The sequence below is a fragment of the Clostridium sp. AUH-JLR23 genome (assembly GCF_964238065.1).
Lineage (GTDB): Bacteria > Bacillota_I > Bacilli_A > Erysipelotrichales > Coprobacillaceae > Allocoprobacillus > Allocoprobacillus merdigallinarum.
Genome location: NZ_CAXSKY010000003.1, coordinates 60,859 through 82,005, shown reverse-complemented (window position 1 = coordinate 82,005; position 21,147 = coordinate 60,859). Strand labels below are relative to the sequence as shown.

Below are 21,147 nucleotides of genomic sequence, written 5' to 3'. Positions count from 1 at the left end.
TCAGTTAATAATTTTAACATCCATAGTAACAAAAGTCTACTTTCTATGGCAATATATGTCTACTTTTTATTGCACAAAAACTCAATACTTTCGATTGTTTTTTTCATACCTTTTTATCCAATTAGTAAAAGTATTATGATTTGTATTTAACATCTTTGCTGCCTTGCGTTTACTTATTTTATTAGCTTTCCATAATTTATACCCAAATTATTCATGAAAGCAAATTTGTGATGAAAAATTTATGAATCATGTCTATTTTCTAGCTTAAAAAATGTTATCCACCGTAAAATTGTGAATAACCGTAGCTAAAAAAGTGTAGTTTTTCAACTACTTTCAATAAACTATGGATTTTATGTTTTAATTCTGCAGTTTTTGATAGTATTTTAAGAATTTCTTCTTATATCTATATGCACTGCTAAATGACAATATGATTCTTCTTGCATGTCGTATGACCTTTACTGCTATCTTTTGATACTTGTTTCTAAATGTATTCATTCGTATCTTCTGATCTTTGCCTTCTAATACAAGAATCCTAAATAGATGATTGAAGTTATAACACAGTGATGATATCATGAACTGGAAACAGTTCTTTTCAAAATCATGATGTCCTACATTATCTCCATCGAAATCATCTTTCAGTTCCTTTGTGAAGTTCTCTGAGTTTCCTCTCTCCTCATAGAAGTCACAGATGTCTTCGCATGATCTTTTCATGTCATTTGTTATGATGCAATAGATAACTGGGAACATTGTCAACTGTTTATCCTGTGCTGGAAATACCTTAAAAACATATCGGCATGGTGTGGATAGACTTTTAGGTGAGTATTCTATCTCTCCATAATAGGGTTCCTGATTTGTGTAATTCAAATAATCAATTCCATTGTCTTCCAGATGTTCAATGATCATATTTTGAATCTTTTCATAGCTTTTGGCTCTAATGTAGTATTGAATATCTTCATGATGCATATAATCCATGAATTCAGTATTGTAGAATGCACTGTCACCCCCATGGAAACAGTCTTGCCTTTTCTATCAAGATGTGCCAGTACTTCCTTGAGTTCATTGATGAATCCATTAGATGAGTATACTGCTCCTGTTCTAAAGTTGGAACTTAACAACAGTTTGGTATTATATTCATTAATCATCATTGGATGGTATCCATTGACACCATAATGGTAGATATATGCAGAAGCTTCCTGATGTCCATGAGTTTGTGTTTTTGTTGAATCGACGTCAAGAATGATATTCTCAACATGCCTATTGACATAGTCGCAACCTAATCTTTGAATATGTTCCTTAATGGTCATGTTGGTTTTCATGTTGATTCTATCAAAGAATCTTGATAAAGTAGGCTGTGAACAGGCATTGATGCATTGTGATAAAAGTGGATCATCAATAAGTGTCATTTGATCAGCCTGATTGAAGTAGCCTAAAAGGTTACGTAAAACAATTTGAGTGACAATGTCAGAATTGGAATACTTAGGCAATCTTCTTGTATCATTGAAAGGAATGTCATCTAATGAAGATAGCAGATTGTACTTTTTAAGAAATGAAAGAAGCAAGATGCTGCCACCATCACAGGAAATGTTGCCATCGTTAAAATTTATATTGTCAAAATTGAAAATAGATTGTATCATATAAGTGCTCCTTGTATTGTAGTTTGGTCACTTACATTATACAGGAGCTTTTATTATATATAAAGAAAAACTATTCACCCAACGGGTGAATAGAAAAAGAATAAATAAAAGCAGAAAATGCCTATGAAATAAGGATATTTCATGATTATATTATAATCTCATGAATAATTAAGGTTATATATTAATTTACTCATCGTTACAATTCAATTTAGTCTTTTTTAAAAAAATGACTAAATTGAATTAAGGTGATATAATTAAAACATACCAAAAAAGCATATATAATATACCTTTTTCATAAACTTATTACAATTTTATTTATTTAAAAGATGATAAGCAAAAAAATCCTCGTTATTTGAGGATCTTTTATTCAATTTCAATATGATAATCTAAAATATAGACTGTGACGAAAGTTAAAATCACATTGAAAAATAGATCAATGAACATAAACGTAACTGGAATTCCATACCATTCAAAAGATGCGATACTCATACCTGATAAAACAAATTGTATCCATGAGAAAATAATTCCCAAAACTATCCATATACAAATTCCTACAGCCAAACGATGATGACGACATAAAGCTGTATGTGCTAACGTTAAAGCAAAATAAATAGAGATAATAAGCGCATATGTTTCTACAATCATATAAATAAGACTTAATAATGATTCACCAGGCTGATTCATGAACATCTGTCCTAATCCTTTGAACACTTCTCGAATTCCCTGAAAAATCTGCATGATTGACATATTATGTGTCAACAATGACATCATAACTCCCATCAATAAAACCCCAAACATCAATGCAATTCCACCAAGAATAAGCCATACAAATGAAACAATCAGCTTAGAAATAATTAACTGCAAAGATGATACAGGTAAAGTCAATGTCAGATAAGCTGGTCTTTTAAACATAGAATGATAATAATGTGTAAAAATACTGACAAATAATGCAATACTAATTCCCATAACTAAAACTGTAAATCCAAAAGCCATCATAAAGCTTAAAATAGGAATATCTGGAATTAATCTTTCTGTAAAAAATGGTAATAATAAACATGCACCCCAGAAAACACAAAACGAGATGAAAAAGGAACGCATAGAATGAATAAATTCATATTTCATTAATTTTAACATTTGAATTCCTCCTTAAAAATATCATTAATAGAAGCTTGTCTTTTCATTCTTAAGTCCTCACTATTTTCATGTAAGATAATTTCACCATTTTTAATAAAGATCACTTCATCAAATATCTTTTCAATATCCGCAATCAAATGTGTTGATAATAAAACAAGTGCATCTTCAGCATAATTATTTAAAATAGTATCTAAAATAAGTTCTCTTGCAGCCGGATCAATACCACCTAATGGTTCATCTAAAATATAAATCTTTGCTTTTCTAGACATAACCAATATCAACTGAAACTTCTCTTTCATTCCTTTTGATAATTCTTTAATCTTCACTTTCTTTTCAATATCCATTCTTTCCATTAAAGATAATGCCTTATTCAAATCAAAATCATCATACATATCAACAAATAAATTCAATGCATCACTGGTTGTCATCCAGTTTTCAAAATAAGGTTCATCTGGTAAATAAGAAATGATTTTTTTAGAATGAATACCTATAGCTTGTTGATCAATTTGAACATCTCCATCATATTCTTTCAATAAACCATTTAAAACTTTAATCAGTGTTGTTTTCCCACTTCCATTAGGTCCAAGTAAACCCACAATCTGTCCACCATGTAAAGTTAAATTCACATCTTTTAAAACTTGTTTCTTTCCATATTTTTTATTTAAATCTTGGATTTTTATAAATTCACTCATGATTTTCCTCCTTTAAATAAGCAATAATATCTGCTTTTGTAATGCCATAACGCTCCATTTCTTTAACAAACTGTTGAATCGTTTCTTGTATTTTGTTTTGGCGACATGATTCAATAAAATCAATGTCTTCACTAACAAATCTTCCTACTGCCCTTTGTGTCACAATAAATCCCTGATGTTCTAATTCCAAAAAAGCTCTTTGAATGGTATTAGGATTGACTTCCAGTCTTGATGCCATCTCTCTGACTGATTCTAATTTATCACCTGGCTGCAACTGCCCACCAAGAATTTTTGATTTGACTTCTTCAACAACCTGTAAATAAATAGGCGTATCTGTTTGAAAATGATTCATAGCCATTCCACCTTACTGTATTAATACACTAATACAGTAACACAGTATAATTCTTTTGTCAATATTCACACACAAAAAAAAGATAGCTTTTCACTATCTCTTATATCAATCAAATAAAGTTTTCCAATTAGGATGACGATAGGCCTCAAAACACATATGAATTTGTTCTTCATTGTTTTTCTCAGCAGAAAGCTCAGGTAAATGATCTTCATCAAAATATCTAGATTCTACTGTTTCTACATTTTTCTCAAACTTTCCACCTATTTCATAACAAAGCACAAAAATTTTACAAACGCCATAAGCATAAATTGGAACATTATGTTGAGCACGATCTTATACAGCAATAATTCTATCAGCAATCACATCTAAACCAGCTTCTTCTTTCACTTCTTTTATTGTATTCTGTTTAACTGATAAGTTCACATCTACCCATCCACCAGGAAGTGACCATTTTCCATTATTCTCTTTCACTAAAAGAATTTGATTATCTTTAAAAATAGCTGCACGTGTATCTAATTTAGGTGTCTGATATCCACTTTCATTACAAAATAAATCTTTCACTTTTTCTAAAGGAATATCATTTTGATACGCCATGATTTCAGCCGATATTTCTCTTATACGTTCATATCTTCCCTGATCGTAAACATCATGACCATAAGTTAATCCTGCTTGTGCCAGACTTTGTAATTCAATAGCCCAATTCACCCATTTTTTATTATTCATTTTTTCCACCTCTTTATTTTTATTATATCTTTGGTAACCATTATTTCAATGAAATGCATAAAATTGATGATATTTATAGTCATGGCATCACTAGTATATAAGAATGAATATCCATTTGCTTGAAAATGATAGTTATGGTGATATAGTCATAACATCACTTTTTACCAATAAATATCAAAACATTTCTTCAAAAAGGTATATACCAGATAAATTTAAACATTCTGTATAGTCATGGAGTCTTTTCAATCAATAAATACTAATATATACCAAATCAAAGTTATAATCTGTATACTCATGGTGACTTTTCAATCAATAAATGCTAAGATATAAATATCTTTTTCATATAATCAATTAAATGGAGGAATATTCATGAAAGATGGATTTATAAGAGTAGGTTGTGCAAATTTTGAAGTATCGTTAGGTCAAGTTCAACACAATGCACAAAGAATCATATCTTATGTTAAAGAAGCTAATGAAAAACATATCAAGATTCTTGTTTTTCCAGAGCTTTGTTTAACTGGATATACAATTGAAGATTTATTTTATCAAAAACGTGTTTTAAACGAAGTCAACAAACAAATCACTGCTATATGTGAACAGACAAAAGATTTAGATATATTGTTTACTTTTGGTTGTCCCATGGTTTTGAAAAACAAACTTTATAACTGTGCCATAACAGTATGTCATGGAGATATATTAGGTGTTGTTCCTAAAACATATATCCCTACATATCATGAGTTTTATGAAGGACGTCATTTTGCCAGTGCTTTAGACAATGATGAAGTCATTACAATCAATGGTCAGACTTATCCATTTTCTTCACGTTTATTATTTGAATGTCAGAGTCATCCTGAATTAAAAATCGGTATTGAAATCTGTGAAGATTTATGGGCACCTTTACCACCAAGTACCTTACATTGTCTTAATGGTGCAACATTAATTTTAAATCCTTCTGCCAGCAATGATTTGACATCAAAGTCAGATTATCGTCGTCTATTGATCACTTCTCATAGTGCCAGACTTATTTGTGGCTATGCTTATTGTAATGCTGGATTAGGTGAGTCTTCTACTGATGTTGTTTTTAGTAATCATCATTTGATTGCCGAAAATGGAAGTCTTTTAGCTCAATCTCAACAATATAGTGAAGGTATCATCTTTGCTGATATGGATATGGAAAAATTAGTGAGTGAACGTGTTGAAATGACAACTTATGATAATCGTCAGGATCATTATCAGATCATACCTTTTACATTAGTAGATGAAGATATTGAACTGACACGTACATATGATCCACATCCTTTTGTACCAAGCAATAAGGATCAACGCGCAATGCGTTGTCAGGAAGTTTTTGATATTCAAATTCATGGTTTGATTCAAAGATTAAAAGCTGCACATATCAAAAAAGTCGTCATTGGGATTTCAGGTGGTTTAGATTCTACACTTGCATTACTTGTTGCTAATATGGCTTATCAAAAATTAGGATATCCATCTCAGGATATTATTGCTGTAACAATGCCATGTTTTGGAACAACATCTCGTACTAAAAACAATGCTTTAAAAATGATGGAAGAATTAAATGTGACTTCCTTAACAGTGGATATTGGGGATGCTGTAATACAACATTTTCAAGATATTGGGCATGATGAAAATATTCATGATGTGACATATGAAAACTGTCAAGCAAGAGAAAGAACGCAAGTCTTGATGGATATTGCCAATCAGGAAGGTGGTATTGTCATTGGGACAGGAGATTTATCAGAAGTCGCTTTAGGATGGTCTACTTATAACGGTGATCATATGAGCATGTATGCGGTCAATGTTTCAGTTCCTAAAACATTAGTGCGATATTTAGTAGATTATGTATCTTCATTGTATGAAGGGCAGCCTCTTCATGATACATTACAGGATATCTTGAATACTCCTGTTTCACCAGAATTACTTCCTGCCAAGGATAATGAAATCGTTCAAAAAACAGAGGACATTGTGGGTCCATATGAACTGCATGATTTCTTCTTATATCATCATGCCAGATTCCATTATGAACCAAGAAAACTTTATCGTATTGCCTGTCATACTTTCCAAGATCAGTATGATGCCCCAACAATCAAGAAATGGCTGACAACTTTCTATCGTCGTTTCTTTACACAACAATTTAAACGTTCATGTATTCCAGATGGTCCAAAAGTCGGTAGTGTTGCTTTATCACCTCGCGGAGATTTAAGAATGCCTAGTGACGCTAATGTTGCATTGTGGTTACAAGAATGTGAACAATTATAAACAAAGTGATGGAAACATCACTTTTTATAATGCAAAAAAGGAAGATTTCAATCTATTTTTAAAATCTTCCTCTATCATCATTCACGACGTTTCCAATATTCACCTACAGGAACCTCAGGATGTTCTTGATCCCATGGGGCTTCATGTCTTTCAAAATAACCAATCACTTGCCCATCAACTCTGACAGGAACAAAAAATTCTCTTTCACCTGTTTTTTGATTATAAAGTTCAAACATTTCTTCTTCACCCTGATCAGCCCTCATTAAAAATTCTTCAATCTTGTAACGTGAATTTTCATTATGACACTGAAATAAACTTTGACCAATTTGAACTCTTTGTCCATATCTTTGTTTGGCAGTCTTATTCATATATTGCACAATATGATTTCTATCTACAAAAACAATTTCATAAGCATAGGCATCTAAAATACCTAATAAAACATCCTTTGTCAGTTCCATCATTTAAATCTCCTTATTTTTCTGATTTTCTCTTTTTAAACATAATAGACTCAAAAAACAAAAACATCCTCCTAAAATCATCACCCATTGAATATTGATATCACCAGCCACTCCAAAACTCATATTCATCACAATCCCTACCATATTCATAATCATTGAATAAATTGATAACATGGTGACTCTTAAAGCACCCTCAACACGTTGATTCATAAGCGACTGTGATAAAGGAGAATAAAAAGCTTCTACTAAAGTTAAAATCATAATCCCTGCAATAGATATATAAGGATGATGACTCAATGCCAATATGATACAGGTGATCATGGAAACAAATACCAATAAAAACATCAGTGTCTTTTCACGAATATATTCGACTATTTTTCCTAAACTCGCCCCTAAAAGAGGTATGGCTGTCATAAAAATAGAAATGAGTCCAAAATAGATAACTGGAATATGACTGGCTTTCCATTGCAGCTGACTATAAAACACACTGATTGTATGTGTTGTTTCTAATAATAATGCTGAAGCAATCAAAAAAAGAATATGTCTTTTTTGTTGATACAATAATGAAAATGCATCTTTGATTCCCATATGAGAACTTCCTTCCATAGGAATATCTTCCAAAAAGAAAGATAATAGAAACGCTATAAAATAAGGCAAAATGGTATATAAAGCAGCTAATTCCATATCATGAATCCACAATGAAAAAGCCATTGATGACATCATCATGCCTGCGACACCACAGGCATGGAGATATCCAAAAACACGTGGATTTTCTATCTTGCCAGTTGACAGATACAAAAATGCACTATCACAGCCAGAAAGTCCTGATACTGTTATCGCTAATAAGAATCTTTCTAATAAAAACATTGAAAATCCATAAGCCTGATAGAACACAATCTTTGATAAAAGATAGATTCCATAACAGCTCATCATCGTTTTCTTATATCCTAAACGATCACATAAATATCCCATAAGGATTTCCAAAATAAAAACAAGTATTGAAAACAGGCTTTCAATCAATCCCATTTCAACTAATGTCAATCCATGATTTTGACGATATAAAGTTGCAACAGAACTATAAAAAACCATTCCTTGTAGCCATTCAATCGCAAACAAGAGATAGATATTTCTTTTTTTCATAAATCAAATAGTCCTTTCTCAGTATGATAAAAACATCTACATGAAAATGTAGAAAAATCTAAAATAGAAATTGTTTTTATCAAATTTGAAAAAGCACCATCTCTATCCCTCCATGTTTTCCATTATACAATAATCATCAACGGAAAAACAAGATATCAAAAGTTATTTACTTTTTCATTTCTCATCTTTTCATGTATAATAGAATGCGAGGTGACCGTCATGAAAATAATCAACGGATTAAATAAACATTATCAACGCCAACAAATCATTCAAAATTGTGTTCAGGAAGCTCAAGCTCATCCTTTTGAACAATATATCTATATCTGCAATCAACCAGATTTGATAGAACAATATTTTTTCCAATATACTCATTATCTTGTCAATATTCAGATTATGACTTGGAGTCAATATCTTAAACAGCTTCAAATCAAATATCATCTTACGAGACATCATTTACTTTCTACTTTGGAATGGGTTTATCATTTAAGACAGATTTTTGAAGAAGAAACCATCCATTGTTTTCAAAGTGATAATATTTTTCCATTCATTCAGGAACTTATTCCCTTAATGAAAAATTATGAACTAAATCAGATCCATGGTCAGACTGATGACTCTTTAAAGCTTCAAGATTTCTATCATATTTATCAATCACTTCAATCACGTCTTGATACTTATACTCATATCACATTTGAAAGTATGTTTAAAGATGTCCACTTAAAAGAAACAGATCATCTGATTATAGAAGCTGATCATCTCTATCAAAAACAACGTCAAGATCTGATCCATCGTTTATCTCAAACATGTGATATCACATATTTATACACATACCAAAAAGATGAACGTCTTTTCAACCTGCCTTATCATCAGTTGTGTCAAGATGGACAATCTATTGACCAGCCAACACAGATGACACAGTATCTTTTTAGCCAGAACCCTACTCCTTGCCAACAAACTTCTTCTGTTTATACTTTTGTAGCCCCTACACCTCTTCAGGAAGTGCAACAGGTGGTTTATACAATCTATCAGAAAATTGCTGATGAAAATCTACATTATCGCGACTTTACTATTATTTATCCAAATCAAAGTTATCAGGATGATTTAAGAGAAGTATTAGATACTTTACATATGCCTCATAATCTTCCTCGTGTTCAACTTCGTCAATATGAATACAGTTATCAATTAGTTTTAAATGCTATTGTAAAATGTACAGGTCAGACATATCATGATATTGCATTAGAATTATCAAGTCCTGACTTAGATGCACAATATTTAGAATATCTCAACCAGGTTGCTCAGCTTGATGGTCACATATCTCCTTTAGAATTTATGGAATTCTTCAAAATGACATTTCCTCAAACTCTACAGACTCTTGAAAAAAATGAGGATCAGATTCATGTGTATATGATGGGTCAAGGTCAACGTCACATGCCAACTCACTTATTTATTTTAGGGATGAACGAAACAATCCTTCCTCAAAGCATTAAAGACACAGCTTTACTTCTTGATGAAGACATTGAAAATCTCAGAAATCATCATATTTCTACACCTATGACAACAACAGAACTTTTAGGTGTTCATGAAAATGATATTTTAAGAACTTTGACAATGCCTTATCAAACTTTTACTTTTTCCTATGCCATGAATACACTTGATGGAGAAACGCTTTTACCTTCTTCTCTATATAAGCAACTGACACATATGTTCACTTGTCAAAAACTTCCAACACCACTTTTTATGCCACAGGATGTTTATTACTCTCGTGGAGGAAAAAATCCTGATAAAGCAATTCTCAATCAAAATATCGAGACATTTCTATCAACTCATAACCAACCTGTACAACTCTCTCAAGAAACAACGAAACAGCTTTATAGTCCTTATCTTTCTGTCAGTCAAATTGAAACCTACAACAAATGTCCATTTTTATACTTTATTCAATATGGTTTAGGGATTTATCCTCTCCCTGAACAAAAACTTTTACCTAATGAACTGGGTTCACTTGTTCACTATGTTTTATCCATTAATATTGATCAATCACAAGATACTGCTGAACTTGTTCATCAATACATCCAAAACAATGATACTCTTCTTCAAAAAATATCCCAGCAACCTGTTAATCAATTCTTTATTGAACAACTGATTAAAGATCTTCATATCACTTTAAAGGTTTTAAAACATTTTTTAAAGACAAGTGATTTTCAGATTCAATACAAAGAGAAAAAAGTGCAAGATTATGTTCATCAGATTTTATTTAAAGGTTTTGTTGATAGAATTGATGAATATGACAATTACATTTCTATTATTGATTATAAATCAAGTTCTAAAAATATTGATTTAAATCTGGCTATGCAGGGATTTCAGATTCAAATGTTATTATATTTACAAATGGTCACAAAAGCATATCATAAAGATCCTGGTGCTGTTTTATATTTTAATACGAAAAAACGTATCTTAAGTGTTGATCAGAATATGCAACAGGACATTGATGAAGATGAATTTATCAAACAATATCGTTGTGGTGGATATGTCATTGATGACGGGACACACCAAAGTATCATTCATTTAGATCCCACTTTTGATAAACGTTCTTCTTTCATTCCTGTCAGCTATGTGAAAAGCCGCAATGGATATAAAGGACAAGTTCTTTCACGTCAACAGCTAGATATCTTATTTGAAAAGATTGAAGAACATATTTACCAGCTTTATCAGGAAATGATGGAAGGACATATTGATATTACCCCTAAAGGTAGTGATCAGAAAGCAACACATACACAGGTCAATCCTTGTTTCTATTGTCCATATCAGAATATTTGTGGATTTGATGTTTTCTATAATGATTATAAACTGGTGGAATTTTTAGATGTAGAGAAAATTTTAGGAGGTGAAGACAATGCCATTTAATGCTGGTCAACTCAAAGCCATTCAACAACGTGATGCTTCTATTTTAGTCAGTGCTCCTGCGGGTAGTGGTAAAACAAAGATTTTGGTCAGCCGCATTGTTGAACTGCTTAAGGAAGGTTATCAGATATCTGATTTTCTTGTCGTGACATTTACCCAAGCCGCTGGTCATGAAATGAAACAAAGATTAACTGAAGAGCTGAATACACTTGTTTCTTCACCTATTGATGAAACATTGAAAGCTCATCTCCAAGAACAGATTCTTCATCTTCCCCATGCCTATATTACCAATTTTCATGGTTTCTGTAACTTATTACTCATGAAATATGGATATCTGGTAGGCGTTATGCCAGGTTTTGAAATCAACAGTGATCCTTCTCAGATTAAAAATGAAGTGCTTGATGAGTGTCTGGAAAAATGGATTCAGGATTCTCATATATGTGATTTTTTAACACTTTATTTTCCTGGTTACTCTTTAGACAGCTTCAAATCTCTTTTGCTTTCTATTGATGACATGTCTCATTCTATTGATCACTTCTATGATTTCATTAATCAAATCAAGTCACAATATTATGAGACTCTCTCTCCTTCATTGGAGGATTGGCCGTTATTTTCTTATCTAAAGAATATCTTTTATAATGAAGTTGTCATGGCTATGAATAAACTTGTTGAACTAGAAGTCTATTGTGAAGAACATGATCTGATAGATTTCTATGAAAGACCAGATGAACAGACAGAAAGGAATCAAGCATTGAGAGTGCCTTTTGAAGCTTATTATGATTATCTAGACGAACGTCTACAAGCTTTATCACAAGCTATCACCTATGATACACTGGTTTCTTTATTAAAAACACCTGTTGAGAAAGCTTATAACATGTCTTGGAAGGATATTGATCCTCAAATCAAGAAAACATTCACGAAAATGAAGACTGATGTTTTATCATCTTATCAAAAAGCTGTCAGTGCCTATTTAGAAGATGATAGTGTTGACTTTGTCAAAAAACTGAAAGTCAGCTTTGAAGCGATTGATATCTTGCTTTCAAAAGGACAGTTACTTGATCAATTCCAGCATGCTTATCAACAAAGAAAAAAAGAATTGAATCAATTGGACTTTGCGGATTTAGAAAGTTATACCCATCAATTGCTTTTACCACAATATGGTATTGTTGATATCTTGTATCATCGCTTAAAAGAAATTATGATTGATGAATATCAGGATACAAATCAAATTCAGGAATCTTTGATTTCTATGATTTCTACCTATCAAGATCCTCCTATTCCATTATTTATGGTTGGAGATATGAAACAGTCTATTTATCGTTTTAGACAGGCTGATCCTCAAATCTTCCTTGATAAATACAATCACTTTTCTTTAACTGATGAAGAATCTCTCCAATCACAAACAAGAAGAATTGATCTGGTCTTTAATTATCGTTCTTCAAAGATTGTCTTAGATTCTATTAACTTTATTTTCAATCAAATTATGGACAGTCAAATCGGTGGTTTAGAATACTACTTAGACGATAGTGCACGTTTAAATTATGATTATGATGGAAAAGAAAAAGGACATCAAAAAGAAGCACGTGAAAGATTTTTTAAAGAAGATCATCTGACAACAGAAGTCATGATTGATTTCTATAATCCTGCCTCTTCTTTGGATAAAGAACAATATGAAGCCCATATGGTGGCACAAAAGATTCTTAAACTTAAGGAAATAATGACATTAGAAGGAAAACCTGTTTCGTATAAAGATATGGTTGTCCTGATGCGTTCAACCACTTCTTTTCTGACTTTTAAAAAAGTTTTTGATCAATATCATATTCCTAATCACATTGTCCTATCACAAGGATTTATGAACACAAACGAAATCAAAAACATGCTCTCATTTTTAAAAGCCATTGATAATCCTTATGATGATGTGTCCTTATTAAGTGTTATCAATCAGCCTTATACTTGTTCCTATATATCCTTAGAAACAATCGCTAAAATCCGTATTGACCATAAAGATCTTCCTCTTTATGAAAATTTAAAACTTTCCAATGATCAGGATATTCTCTCATTTCTCCAGATTTTTGAGGAGTTAAGAGCATTTGCCAAACAAAACTCACCTTATGATTTATTAAAAAAGATTTATGAAATCACAGATTATCCATTATTTGTCTGTCAATTGGTGAATGGTGAACAAAGAAAAGCCAACTTATTACTTTTACTGGAACTCACAAAACAGTTCCAGCAACAACATCCTTATCTTCATGATTTTATTGAAGCATTTTTAGAGTCTTCTGATCAGGCTCCAGCTATTGTCGCTTCACAGGATGATGACTTTGTTGAATTTATGACAATTCATAAATCTAAAGGTTTGGAATTCCCGATTGTCTTTGTATGTAATATGCATAAACAATTTAATACACAGGACAGCAAAGAACGTTTTATGATTGATAAACAGTTAGGTATTGCATTAAAGCCTAGACGTTATGTCGAAACAGAAAACTTTGGAAATATTACTGTTGAATATGAAAACTGTTATCGTAATATGATAGCCCGTCATCAGCTAGATGAATCGATTAATGAAGAAATGCGTATTCTTTATGTTGCTTTGACACGTGCATCTCAAAAACTAATTTTAACGGGAGTATTAAAAAGCATTGATGAAATCAAAGATATTATGAACAAATTAATCATCAATGAACATCCTGATATCTATCATAAGAAAAATGCTGAACATGTCTTATTGTATGATCGTTTACGTAAAACAAACAACTATCTTTCATGGGTACTGGCAGCTATTTTACGCCATCCTCATGTTCTTGAACAATGTCTAAATATTGATGAACTCAAGCCTTTAGCTAAAAAACTTCAAAAATATCACTTTGAAAAGCATCTGACATTTGATTCTACAGAACATGCCATGTTTTCATTAGTGTTAACAACGGATGCAGAAATTGAAGAGAAAATCTCTCACCAAAAGCCATCAGCATACAATCTAGATAGTCAGATCCAAGAACATTATCAAAACTATCAGTATCCTCATGATATTTCAAAACCTGCTGCGCTTGCTGTAACAAAACTGCCACATATTGAAGATGAACATAGTATTCTCTTTACAGAAAGTGATGAAACAGCCACAATCAGTGCAACAGACAAAGGAACATTGGTTCACCTTTTATTAAGTTATTTAACTTTTGAACATGATGATGTGGAAGCTTTAATCCAGCAGCTTTACAATGAAGCCTTAATTGATGAAGAAGGACAAAATATCTTATTCAATTATCAAGATAAAATCCAAGGCTTTATTGATAGTGAATACTATCAGATGATTAGAAATGCCAGTCATGTTTATAAAGAAAAGAGTTTCTCTTATTATGATGAAACCCTCCAACAGACTATTCATGGTATATTCGACCTGGTTTTTGTTTATCAGGATCAGATTTATGTTTTAGATTATAAAACAGATCGTGTTTCTCGTAAAAATACAGATGAAGTGCTGATTCAAAAACATCAGACACAATTAAGTTATTATCAAAAAGTGCTTAAAGATATGTATCATCAAGATATTAAAGCAATTATTTACTATTTAAATATTGCTTATGGTGTGGAATTTTAAAAGAAGATCATCATGATCTTCTTTTAAAAATATCTTCTTCTTCTGTTTTTAAATGAAAATTTATATGTCATTGTGTATGGAGGATGATTTTGACAAATCATATAAAGTCCAATACATTCTAAAGGAATCATTAATGCAAGTGTTGTTGTTAAATTGGGTAAAATTGTTAAATGTTGATTGAAATATCCTAATAAGAAAGCAACAAGACAAATCACAATTGTGACAATCTTTCCTGATTTCATCAGAACAGTTCCTTCAGCTTTTCTTAAATGATAAAATTCAATACCAATCAACAATCCCATAACCAAAGCAATAACACTATTATCAACATAAACTGATTGCATAATGATGACACAAACTACCATTATATAAGGAATGATCATTCCTATGATTTTATTCATATGCAGCACCTCATCTTTTACCTCATTATAATTGACATATCTTGTCGTTTCAAGTCAAAGATGAGAAAACGAATGTATTAAATGTTATTTTTTGTTTGATTGAAATCAATTTGAAATTGTACTCCACGCCTTGTATTACATACATCGTAAGAAAAATGATGTAAATTCAATATTGAGCGACAGATAGCTAAACCAAGACCCGTTCCTTCACGATCTCCAGATACATAAGTTTCCCAAATTATCGCTTTCTGTTCTTCACTGATAGGTTCTCCTTCATTTTCAAAAGTGAGAATTCCTTGATGATATTCAATATAGATACTTCCATTTTCTGGTGTATGCTTCATAGCATTACTGATGAAATTTTTGAATACGATTTGTAATTCTTGAGCATCGGCCTGAATATGAGGAAATTCATCTCCCATGATGACATGAATATGTTTTTTTTCTAAGAGTGGCGCAAACATTTCAATCGTTGTTGTCAGTAAATCTTCAATATCTACATCCTGAATCTGAAGTTTGACATGTCCAGATTCTAATCTTGATAAATCCAGCATAGCATGAATCAATTGATTGATACGATTGACTTCTTGATGAATAGCACTCAGATATTGTTGTTTTTTTTCTTCATCCTGACTCACATCTAAAAGCTCAATATAACCATTAATGATACTCAGTGGTGTTTTGATTTCATGTGTGAAATTCGCAATAAATTCTTTTCTCATACCTTCTAATTTTTTGACATATTCTATTTCCTGATTCAATTGTTGAATGGTATTTTTCAACTGTTGACTCATATGGTTGATATTATGTGATAATACACCTAGCTCATCTTTTGATTTTTCATCTAAATGAATATCAAAATCATTGTTTGCTATAGCTAAAGTACTTTGACTGATTTTCTTGATACGTCTTGCCAGAAGATGTGCAAATAATAATGAAAGACATATGCATAAAACAAGTGACATCATATAAATAATCATTTTGGCATAAATAACTCGATGTGTAATTTTCTGTGCAGCATACAAATCATAATTATAAAATACCAAATAGCCATCAATATCATCAAAATCATATTCACTATTTTCGTCCATTTGTGCTCCATGATGCATTAATGGTAGACAAAGAACATCATAAAAAGTGCCTTCTCCATCTTCAAATTGCATGACTTGTTCGTATTGACTATTTTGTTGATCAGGTAAGATTGTGGAAATTTCATTGAGAACACTTTCTGTCTTTTGGAAATAATCAATATGAGAGATTTCGATATCTTCTTCAAAGTATGATGAAGATGACAAATAACAATGTGGGCTTTCATAATTCATAAAAGTAAAGGATTTGATTTCATCTTCTGTTTGTCTTTGATCAAAGACAACATGTCCATCTATCGCAAGATAAGAGAGATCTGGAATATTTGTAGAAATATGATTATCGCCTATTTGAGTTATAGATGGTGCAGCTGCTTCGATTTTTAAATCATTTGAAGGCAAATGATTCTTTATTTCTTTTTCAATTTGACTACGAATATTTGTATCAATTGTATCAAGACTGATTGATAGCATAGTTGAAGAACCATCTCTAATGTCCTGTACTCGTAATATTGGTCTTTTCTGATTCAGTTGATTATAGACAATTTGTAAATCAGGATTTAAAACAAAAACTGAGTAAGTCAAATATCCATCTTCTGTTTTCAAGGTATTATTGATGTCCTGATAAAAAGAGTCCTGAAGCTGATAGCCTTTTTGATGATACCTTTCTTGAAGCTGATGTGCTAAATAATAGTGATATTCATTAACCAGCTGTTTAAAGGTTGTACTTTTTTCTCTATGATAATCCATAAATATATTAAAACAGTTTATCAAACAGAAACTTATAAAAATCAAAGCAAAGATTTTTTTACCTATTGTTATCTTTGGTTTTTTCATCATCATCCACCACCTTAAATATATATCCTGTTTTAATCACTGTCTGAATATAACCTGCATATTTTCCTAATTTCTTACGCACCTTTTTCACATATGTATCAACAGCTCTTCCATCACCATAATAATCATAGCCCCATATTTTATCTAAAATGACTTGTCGACTTAACAATTGATTGACATGTAAACACATATATTCTAATAATTCATATTCTTTATGTGCTAGTGTTATTTTTTCACCATCAATAATTAAAATACGATTGATACGATCAAGTTGAACATGTCCAAAAACAAGGAGATGTTCTTCCTGCTTTTGATCTCTCTTAATCATAGCAACAACTTTTGCATAGAGAATAGAAGGTTGAAATGGCTTCATGACATAATCATCTGCCCCTAATTCAAAAGCCATTAATTGATTCTCTTCCTCTGACAAAGCACTGATAAAAATAATAGGTTTTTTTGTTTTTAATCTTAATTGTTTGCACACTTCATAGCCATCAATACCTGGCATCATAATATCTAATAAAATCAAATCAACTGTATCATCCATCATTGACAAAGCTTCATAACCTTGCGATGCTTCAATAACTTCAATTCCTTTTAAAGAAAAATAATCTTTGATAATCTGACGAATATGAAATTCATCTTCAACAACTAAAACTTTATACATGAGATCCCTCCTCATCGCTATCATAACAGTGTTTTGTGTAATTGAGGTGGAATGTATGGTATTTTTTGGTAATCTATGATAAAATCATAGCGTTTTTATGAGTATAGGAGAGAGAAAAAATGAATAAAGAAGAAATTGTTACGTCGGTAAGCGAAGAGAACATTTACAAACTTAATGGACGTGTACCATTAAAAAAAGCAATCCCTTTTGGACTGCAGCATGTATTAGCAATGTTTGTTGCCAATCTTGCCCCTGTCATTATTGTTTGTGGTGCAGCCGTGGTCAGAGGAACAGGTGAAAACTTGACTTCTGCTGAAATCACTTCTATTTTACAGTGTGCGATGTTTGCGGCTGGAATTGGAACATGTATGCAACTTTATCCCGTATGGAAAATCGGTTCTAAATTACCTATTGTCATGGGTGTCAGCTTTACATTCTTAGGAAGCCTTCTGGTTATTTCTACGAATCCCGCTTTAGGATATGAAGGAATGATTGGAGCTGTTATCCTAGGTGGAATCTTTGAAGGATTAGTTGGTTTAAGTGCCAAATACTGGAAAAGATTTTTAACTCCTGTTGTTTCTGCCTGTGTTGTCATTGCGATTGGATTATCTTTATTATCAGTAGGTATGGACTCTTGGGGTGGAGGTTCTGGCGTAGAAGACTTTGGTGCCTGGTATCATCTTCTTGTTGGGACATTTACATTGATTGTCTGTTTAATATCACATTACCGTTTAAAAGGTATCTATAAAAATTTAAATATTCTTGTCGGTTTAATTTTTGGATATATATTATCTGTTATTTTGACAGTCACAGGAATTGCGCCAATGGTAGACTTTTCTAATATTGCTGAAACAATTCACCAGATTGGTTATTTCAGCATTCCAAAATTAGTATTCTTTACTGAACATATGCCTGTCTTTGATTTAGGAGCTTTCTTTACAATTGCGATTGTCTTTTTAGTTTCAGCTGCCGAAACAACCGGTGCCACAACTGCCGTTTGTAAAGGAGCTTTAGATCGTGATATTAAAATCGAAGAACTTCAAGGATCATTAGCTGTAGATGGATTTTCAAGTGCTATTTCTGGATGCTTTGGTTGCCTTCCTTTAACATCTTTCAGCCAGAATGTTGGTTTAGTGACAATGACACAAGTTATTAATCGTTTCACGATTTTTATAGGAGCTTTAATCCTTATATTAGCATCATTATTTCCACCACTTGGTGCTTTCTTTCAATCATTACCTCAATCTGTTTTAGGTGGTTGTACAGTTATGATGTTTGGTTCTATTATGTATGAAGGAATTAAGATGTTAAAAGATAACAACTTTGATGAACGTACAATGATTATTGTTTCACTCGCTTTCTGTATTGGTGTTGGAGTTACTCAAACTTCAGGCAATTTCTTTGCATGTTTCCCATCAGTTGTTGGAGAAATCTTTAATGGCAATGCTGTTGCTGGGGTATTTGTTGTTTCCTTATTATTAAGTCTAGTTCTACCAGAAAAGAAAAAGAAGGAAAGCCAGAATATGTAAAACATATTCTCAGCTTTCCTTTTTTATACAACAAAAACAACAAGTATCGTATAAACAATCAAAGTCACAATCATAAACATAGATAAAAATGCACTTGCAAAGGTTGCATCATCCTCATCTTTGTATAATGGACTAATAACTGGAATTAAGCCAAATCCCGTTGGACTCATAAAGTAAATGATAGGTGCTATCATAAAAACTTTATCTGACATCTGCACTGGGAAAAGGATGAAAAATCCAACAATGACCAATGCATAAAAAACAATTTTTATAGACATTAATTTCAGTAATGGTCTTAAAATAGACTGATCAATATTCAAATCATAACCTAAAATAAATAAAATCATCGATACGATTGGTGCGGTAGCCTGAGAAATCGTATTGGTATACATTTCACCAAATGAGGATTGAAGAATCATTTGATATAAACCAGAAAGATTTAAAAACAAACCAAAGATTACGGCTAATACAAAAGAATTAGTGAAAATATTTTGCATCAATTCTTTTGTTGATGTTCCAGATGCTGTCTTTTTAGCAATCACAATTGGATAAACAATAAAGCAAAGAACAGTTCCGGCAATATCAAAAATCACTGTATTGCTGGAAGTTCCGACAATTGAAAGATATAAAGGTAGTGCTACATTTCCTCCTTCGATTGTTGTTAATAAATATGGTGAAAAATCAGCATATTTTTTTCCTGTCCATGATGAAAGACATTTTCCTACAACCCATGCCAGTATAAACATGATAAAAACATAAACAATCATTTTAATATGTGAGACTTCAATTTGAGCACTGCACATCAAATTAAAAATTAAAATAGGAAATAAGATTTGAAAAACAATAACATTAGCACCATTTTTCTGTTCTAATGTAACCCATCCCTTCTTACGAGATATAAAGCCTAATGCAAGCATAAAAAATACTGGAAAAAGTGTTGTTAATGCGGCCATAAATTTCCTCCTTGTCAAGGACATATTACTATACAAACCCCGCAATAGCAAATACTTATATTTTATAAACATATATAGCTTATAAGCATAAATACATCTTTATTTTTTCATTATTATGCCTATAAAGAATAAATATATCCCATCATAAAACAAAATCTCTGAATATAAATCTCCTTTATCATATAAAAAAGACGTTCATAAAACGCCTTATAAATGTAAACCTTTCTGATAAGCTTCTTGTAATTTTTGTGTAGGAATATATCGTGGCTCACTTTCACAACCACCTGCAAGAACATGTCCTAAATCTTTCCATCCTAAAGCTTTTGTATAAAAAGAATAAAAAGATAAAGCCTGTTCAAAAGTCCAGAAATGATTATCTCCAGCACTCATTAATAGTACTGTTTCTTTATATGGATATTGATCATCTTGAGAAATAGCATACAAACGATCAATAAAGCATTTTAATCTTCCCGAAATTGACCAAAAATATAAAGGTGATGCCAAGACGATTGTATCTGTCCATTCAAACAAAGCATAATAATTCTGCATAGAATCCTGAATCACACATTGATGTGAATTCTTTTGACATGCTCCACATCCTTGGCAACCCTGTATATTTTCAGATAAAACAATTCTTTGGACATCATGTCCAGCCTCTTTAGCTCCTTTTTCAAAAGCTTGGGCTAACTGATTTGTATTTCCTTTTTGAACGCCACTTCCTACCACAATAAGTATTTTTCTCATTCTTTCTCACTCCTTAAAGCAA

General features: G+C 31.7%; 17 protein-coding genes and 1 pseudogene. 4 read left to right on the top strand and 14 right to left on the bottom strand.

Features of this window, described 5'->3' with window-relative positions:
* Positions 1 to 81 precede the first annotated feature (81 nt).
* From ACESR5_RS02420 to ACESR5_RS02390, 7 genes and pseudogenes are all read right to left on the bottom strand, one after another.
* Positions 82 to 177 carry a helix-turn-helix domain-containing protein gene (locus ACESR5_RS02420; protein WP_373154121.1) on the bottom strand — a complete coding sequence of 32 codons (96 nt, stop codon included), beginning with the start codon at positions 175 to 177 and terminating at the stop codon, positions 82 to 84.
* A gap of 180 nt (positions 178 to 357) precedes the next feature.
* A complete protein-coding gene (locus ACESR5_RS02415; protein ID WP_373154058.1) occupies positions 358 to 963 on the bottom strand; it encodes a transposase in 606 nt (201 codons plus the stop codon).
* Positions 900 to 1,634: a transposase gene (locus tag ACESR5_RS02410; protein WP_373154056.1), complete on the bottom strand. Its 735-nt coding sequence runs from the start codon at positions 1,632 to 1,634 to the stop codon at positions 900 to 902. Before ACESR5_RS02410 ends, ACESR5_RS02415 begins: the two co-directional genes overlap by 64 nt.
* A 363-nt stretch (positions 1,635 to 1,997) precedes the next feature.
* Positions 1,998 to 2,768 (bottom strand): hypothetical protein, encoded by a 771-nt coding sequence (locus ACESR5_RS02405; RefSeq protein WP_373154054.1) that lies wholly within the window; start codon positions 2,766 to 2,768, stop codon positions 1,998 to 2,000.
* Positions 2,762 to 3,460 (bottom strand): ABC transporter ATP-binding protein, encoded by a 699-nt coding sequence (locus ACESR5_RS02400; protein WP_087936338.1) that lies wholly within the window; start codon positions 3,458 to 3,460, stop codon positions 2,762 to 2,764. The genes ACESR5_RS02405 and ACESR5_RS02400 overlap by 7 nt, the downstream gene beginning before the upstream one ends.
* On the bottom strand, positions 3,453 to 3,812 hold the full coding sequence (locus ACESR5_RS02395) for a GntR family transcriptional regulator (RefSeq protein WP_087359541.1): 360 nt from the start codon (positions 3,810 to 3,812) through the stop codon (positions 3,453 to 3,455). Before ACESR5_RS02395 ends, ACESR5_RS02400 begins: the two co-directional genes overlap by 8 nt.
* A gap of 105 nt (positions 3,813 to 3,917) precedes the next feature.
* Positions 3,918 to 4,535 (bottom strand): annotated as a pseudogene (locus tag ACESR5_RS02390) (NUDIX hydrolase N-terminal domain-containing protein).
* Positions 4,536 to 4,904: 369 nt separating this feature from the next.
* Here ACESR5_RS02390 and ACESR5_RS02385 point away from each other — a divergent pair.
* Positions 4,905 to 6,812 (top strand): NAD(+) synthase, encoded by a 1,908-nt coding sequence (locus ACESR5_RS02385; protein WP_373154051.1) that lies wholly within the window; start codon positions 4,905 to 4,907, stop codon positions 6,810 to 6,812.
* Positions 6,813 to 6,889: 77 nt separating this feature from the next.
* On the opposite strand, the gene ACESR5_RS02380 is transcribed toward ACESR5_RS02385, so the two are convergent.
* Positions 6,890 to 7,270, bottom strand: a complete 381-nt coding sequence (locus ACESR5_RS02380; protein WP_087303960.1) for a PAS domain-containing protein — start codon at positions 7,268 to 7,270, stop codon at positions 6,890 to 6,892.
* 3 nt (positions 7,271 to 7,273) lie between these two features.
* Positions 7,274 to 8,410 carry an MFS transporter gene (locus ACESR5_RS02375; RefSeq protein ID WP_373154048.1) on the bottom strand — a complete coding sequence of 379 codons (1,137 nt, stop codon included), beginning with the start codon at positions 8,408 to 8,410 and terminating at the stop codon, positions 7,274 to 7,276.
* 219 nt (positions 8,411 to 8,629) lie between these two features.
* Between ACESR5_RS02375 and ACESR5_RS02370 the strand changes: the two genes are divergently transcribed.
* On the top strand, positions 8,630 to 11,308 hold the full coding sequence (locus ACESR5_RS02370) for a PD-(D/E)XK nuclease family protein (protein WP_373154047.1): 2,679 nt from the start codon (positions 8,630 to 8,632) through the stop codon (positions 11,306 to 11,308).
* Positions 11,298 to 14,909, top strand: a complete 3,612-nt coding sequence (locus ACESR5_RS02365; protein WP_373154046.1) for a UvrD-helicase domain-containing protein — start codon at positions 11,298 to 11,300, stop codon at positions 14,907 to 14,909. The genes ACESR5_RS02370 and ACESR5_RS02365 overlap by 11 nt, the downstream gene beginning before the upstream one ends.
* Before the next feature lie 23 nt (positions 14,910 to 14,932).
* On the opposite strand, the gene ACESR5_RS02360 is transcribed toward ACESR5_RS02365, so the two are convergent.
* The 3 genes from ACESR5_RS02360 to ACESR5_RS02350 form a co-directional block, all read right to left on the bottom strand.
* Positions 14,933 to 15,310, bottom strand: coding sequence for a hypothetical protein (locus ACESR5_RS02360; protein WP_373154045.1), 378 nt, complete (start codon positions 15,308 to 15,310; stop codon positions 14,933 to 14,935).
* A 77-nt stretch (positions 15,311 to 15,387) separates the two neighbouring features.
* On the bottom strand, positions 15,388 to 17,232 hold the full coding sequence (locus ACESR5_RS02355) for a histidine kinase dimerization/phospho-acceptor domain-containing protein (RefSeq protein WP_373154044.1): 1,845 nt from the start codon (positions 17,230 to 17,232) through the stop codon (positions 15,388 to 15,390).
* Entirely contained in the window at positions 17,204 to 17,899 is a 696-nt protein-coding gene (locus ACESR5_RS02350) for a response regulator transcription factor (protein ID WP_373154042.1), read from the bottom strand. Before ACESR5_RS02350 ends, ACESR5_RS02355 begins: the two co-directional genes overlap by 29 nt.
* A 119-nt stretch (positions 17,900 to 18,018) precedes the next feature.
* Between ACESR5_RS02350 and ACESR5_RS02345 the strand changes: the two genes are divergently transcribed.
* Positions 18,019 to 19,428 carry a uracil-xanthine permease family protein gene (locus ACESR5_RS02345; protein ID WP_373154041.1) on the top strand — a complete coding sequence of 470 codons (1,410 nt, stop codon included), beginning with the start codon at positions 18,019 to 18,021 and terminating at the stop codon, positions 19,426 to 19,428.
* A 23-nt stretch (positions 19,429 to 19,451) separates the two neighbouring features.
* Here the strand turns inward: ACESR5_RS02345 and ACESR5_RS02340 are convergent, their stop codons facing one another.
* Positions 19,452 to 20,381, bottom strand: coding sequence for an AEC family transporter (locus tag ACESR5_RS02340; protein ID WP_373154040.1), 930 nt, complete (start codon positions 20,379 to 20,381; stop codon positions 19,452 to 19,454).
* A 207-nt stretch (positions 20,382 to 20,588) separates the two neighbouring features.
* Positions 20,589 to 21,125 (bottom strand): flavodoxin family protein, encoded by a 537-nt coding sequence (locus tag ACESR5_RS02335; RefSeq protein ID WP_373154039.1) that lies wholly within the window; start codon positions 21,123 to 21,125, stop codon positions 20,589 to 20,591.
* Between the last annotated feature and the right edge of the window lie 22 nt (positions 21,126 to 21,147).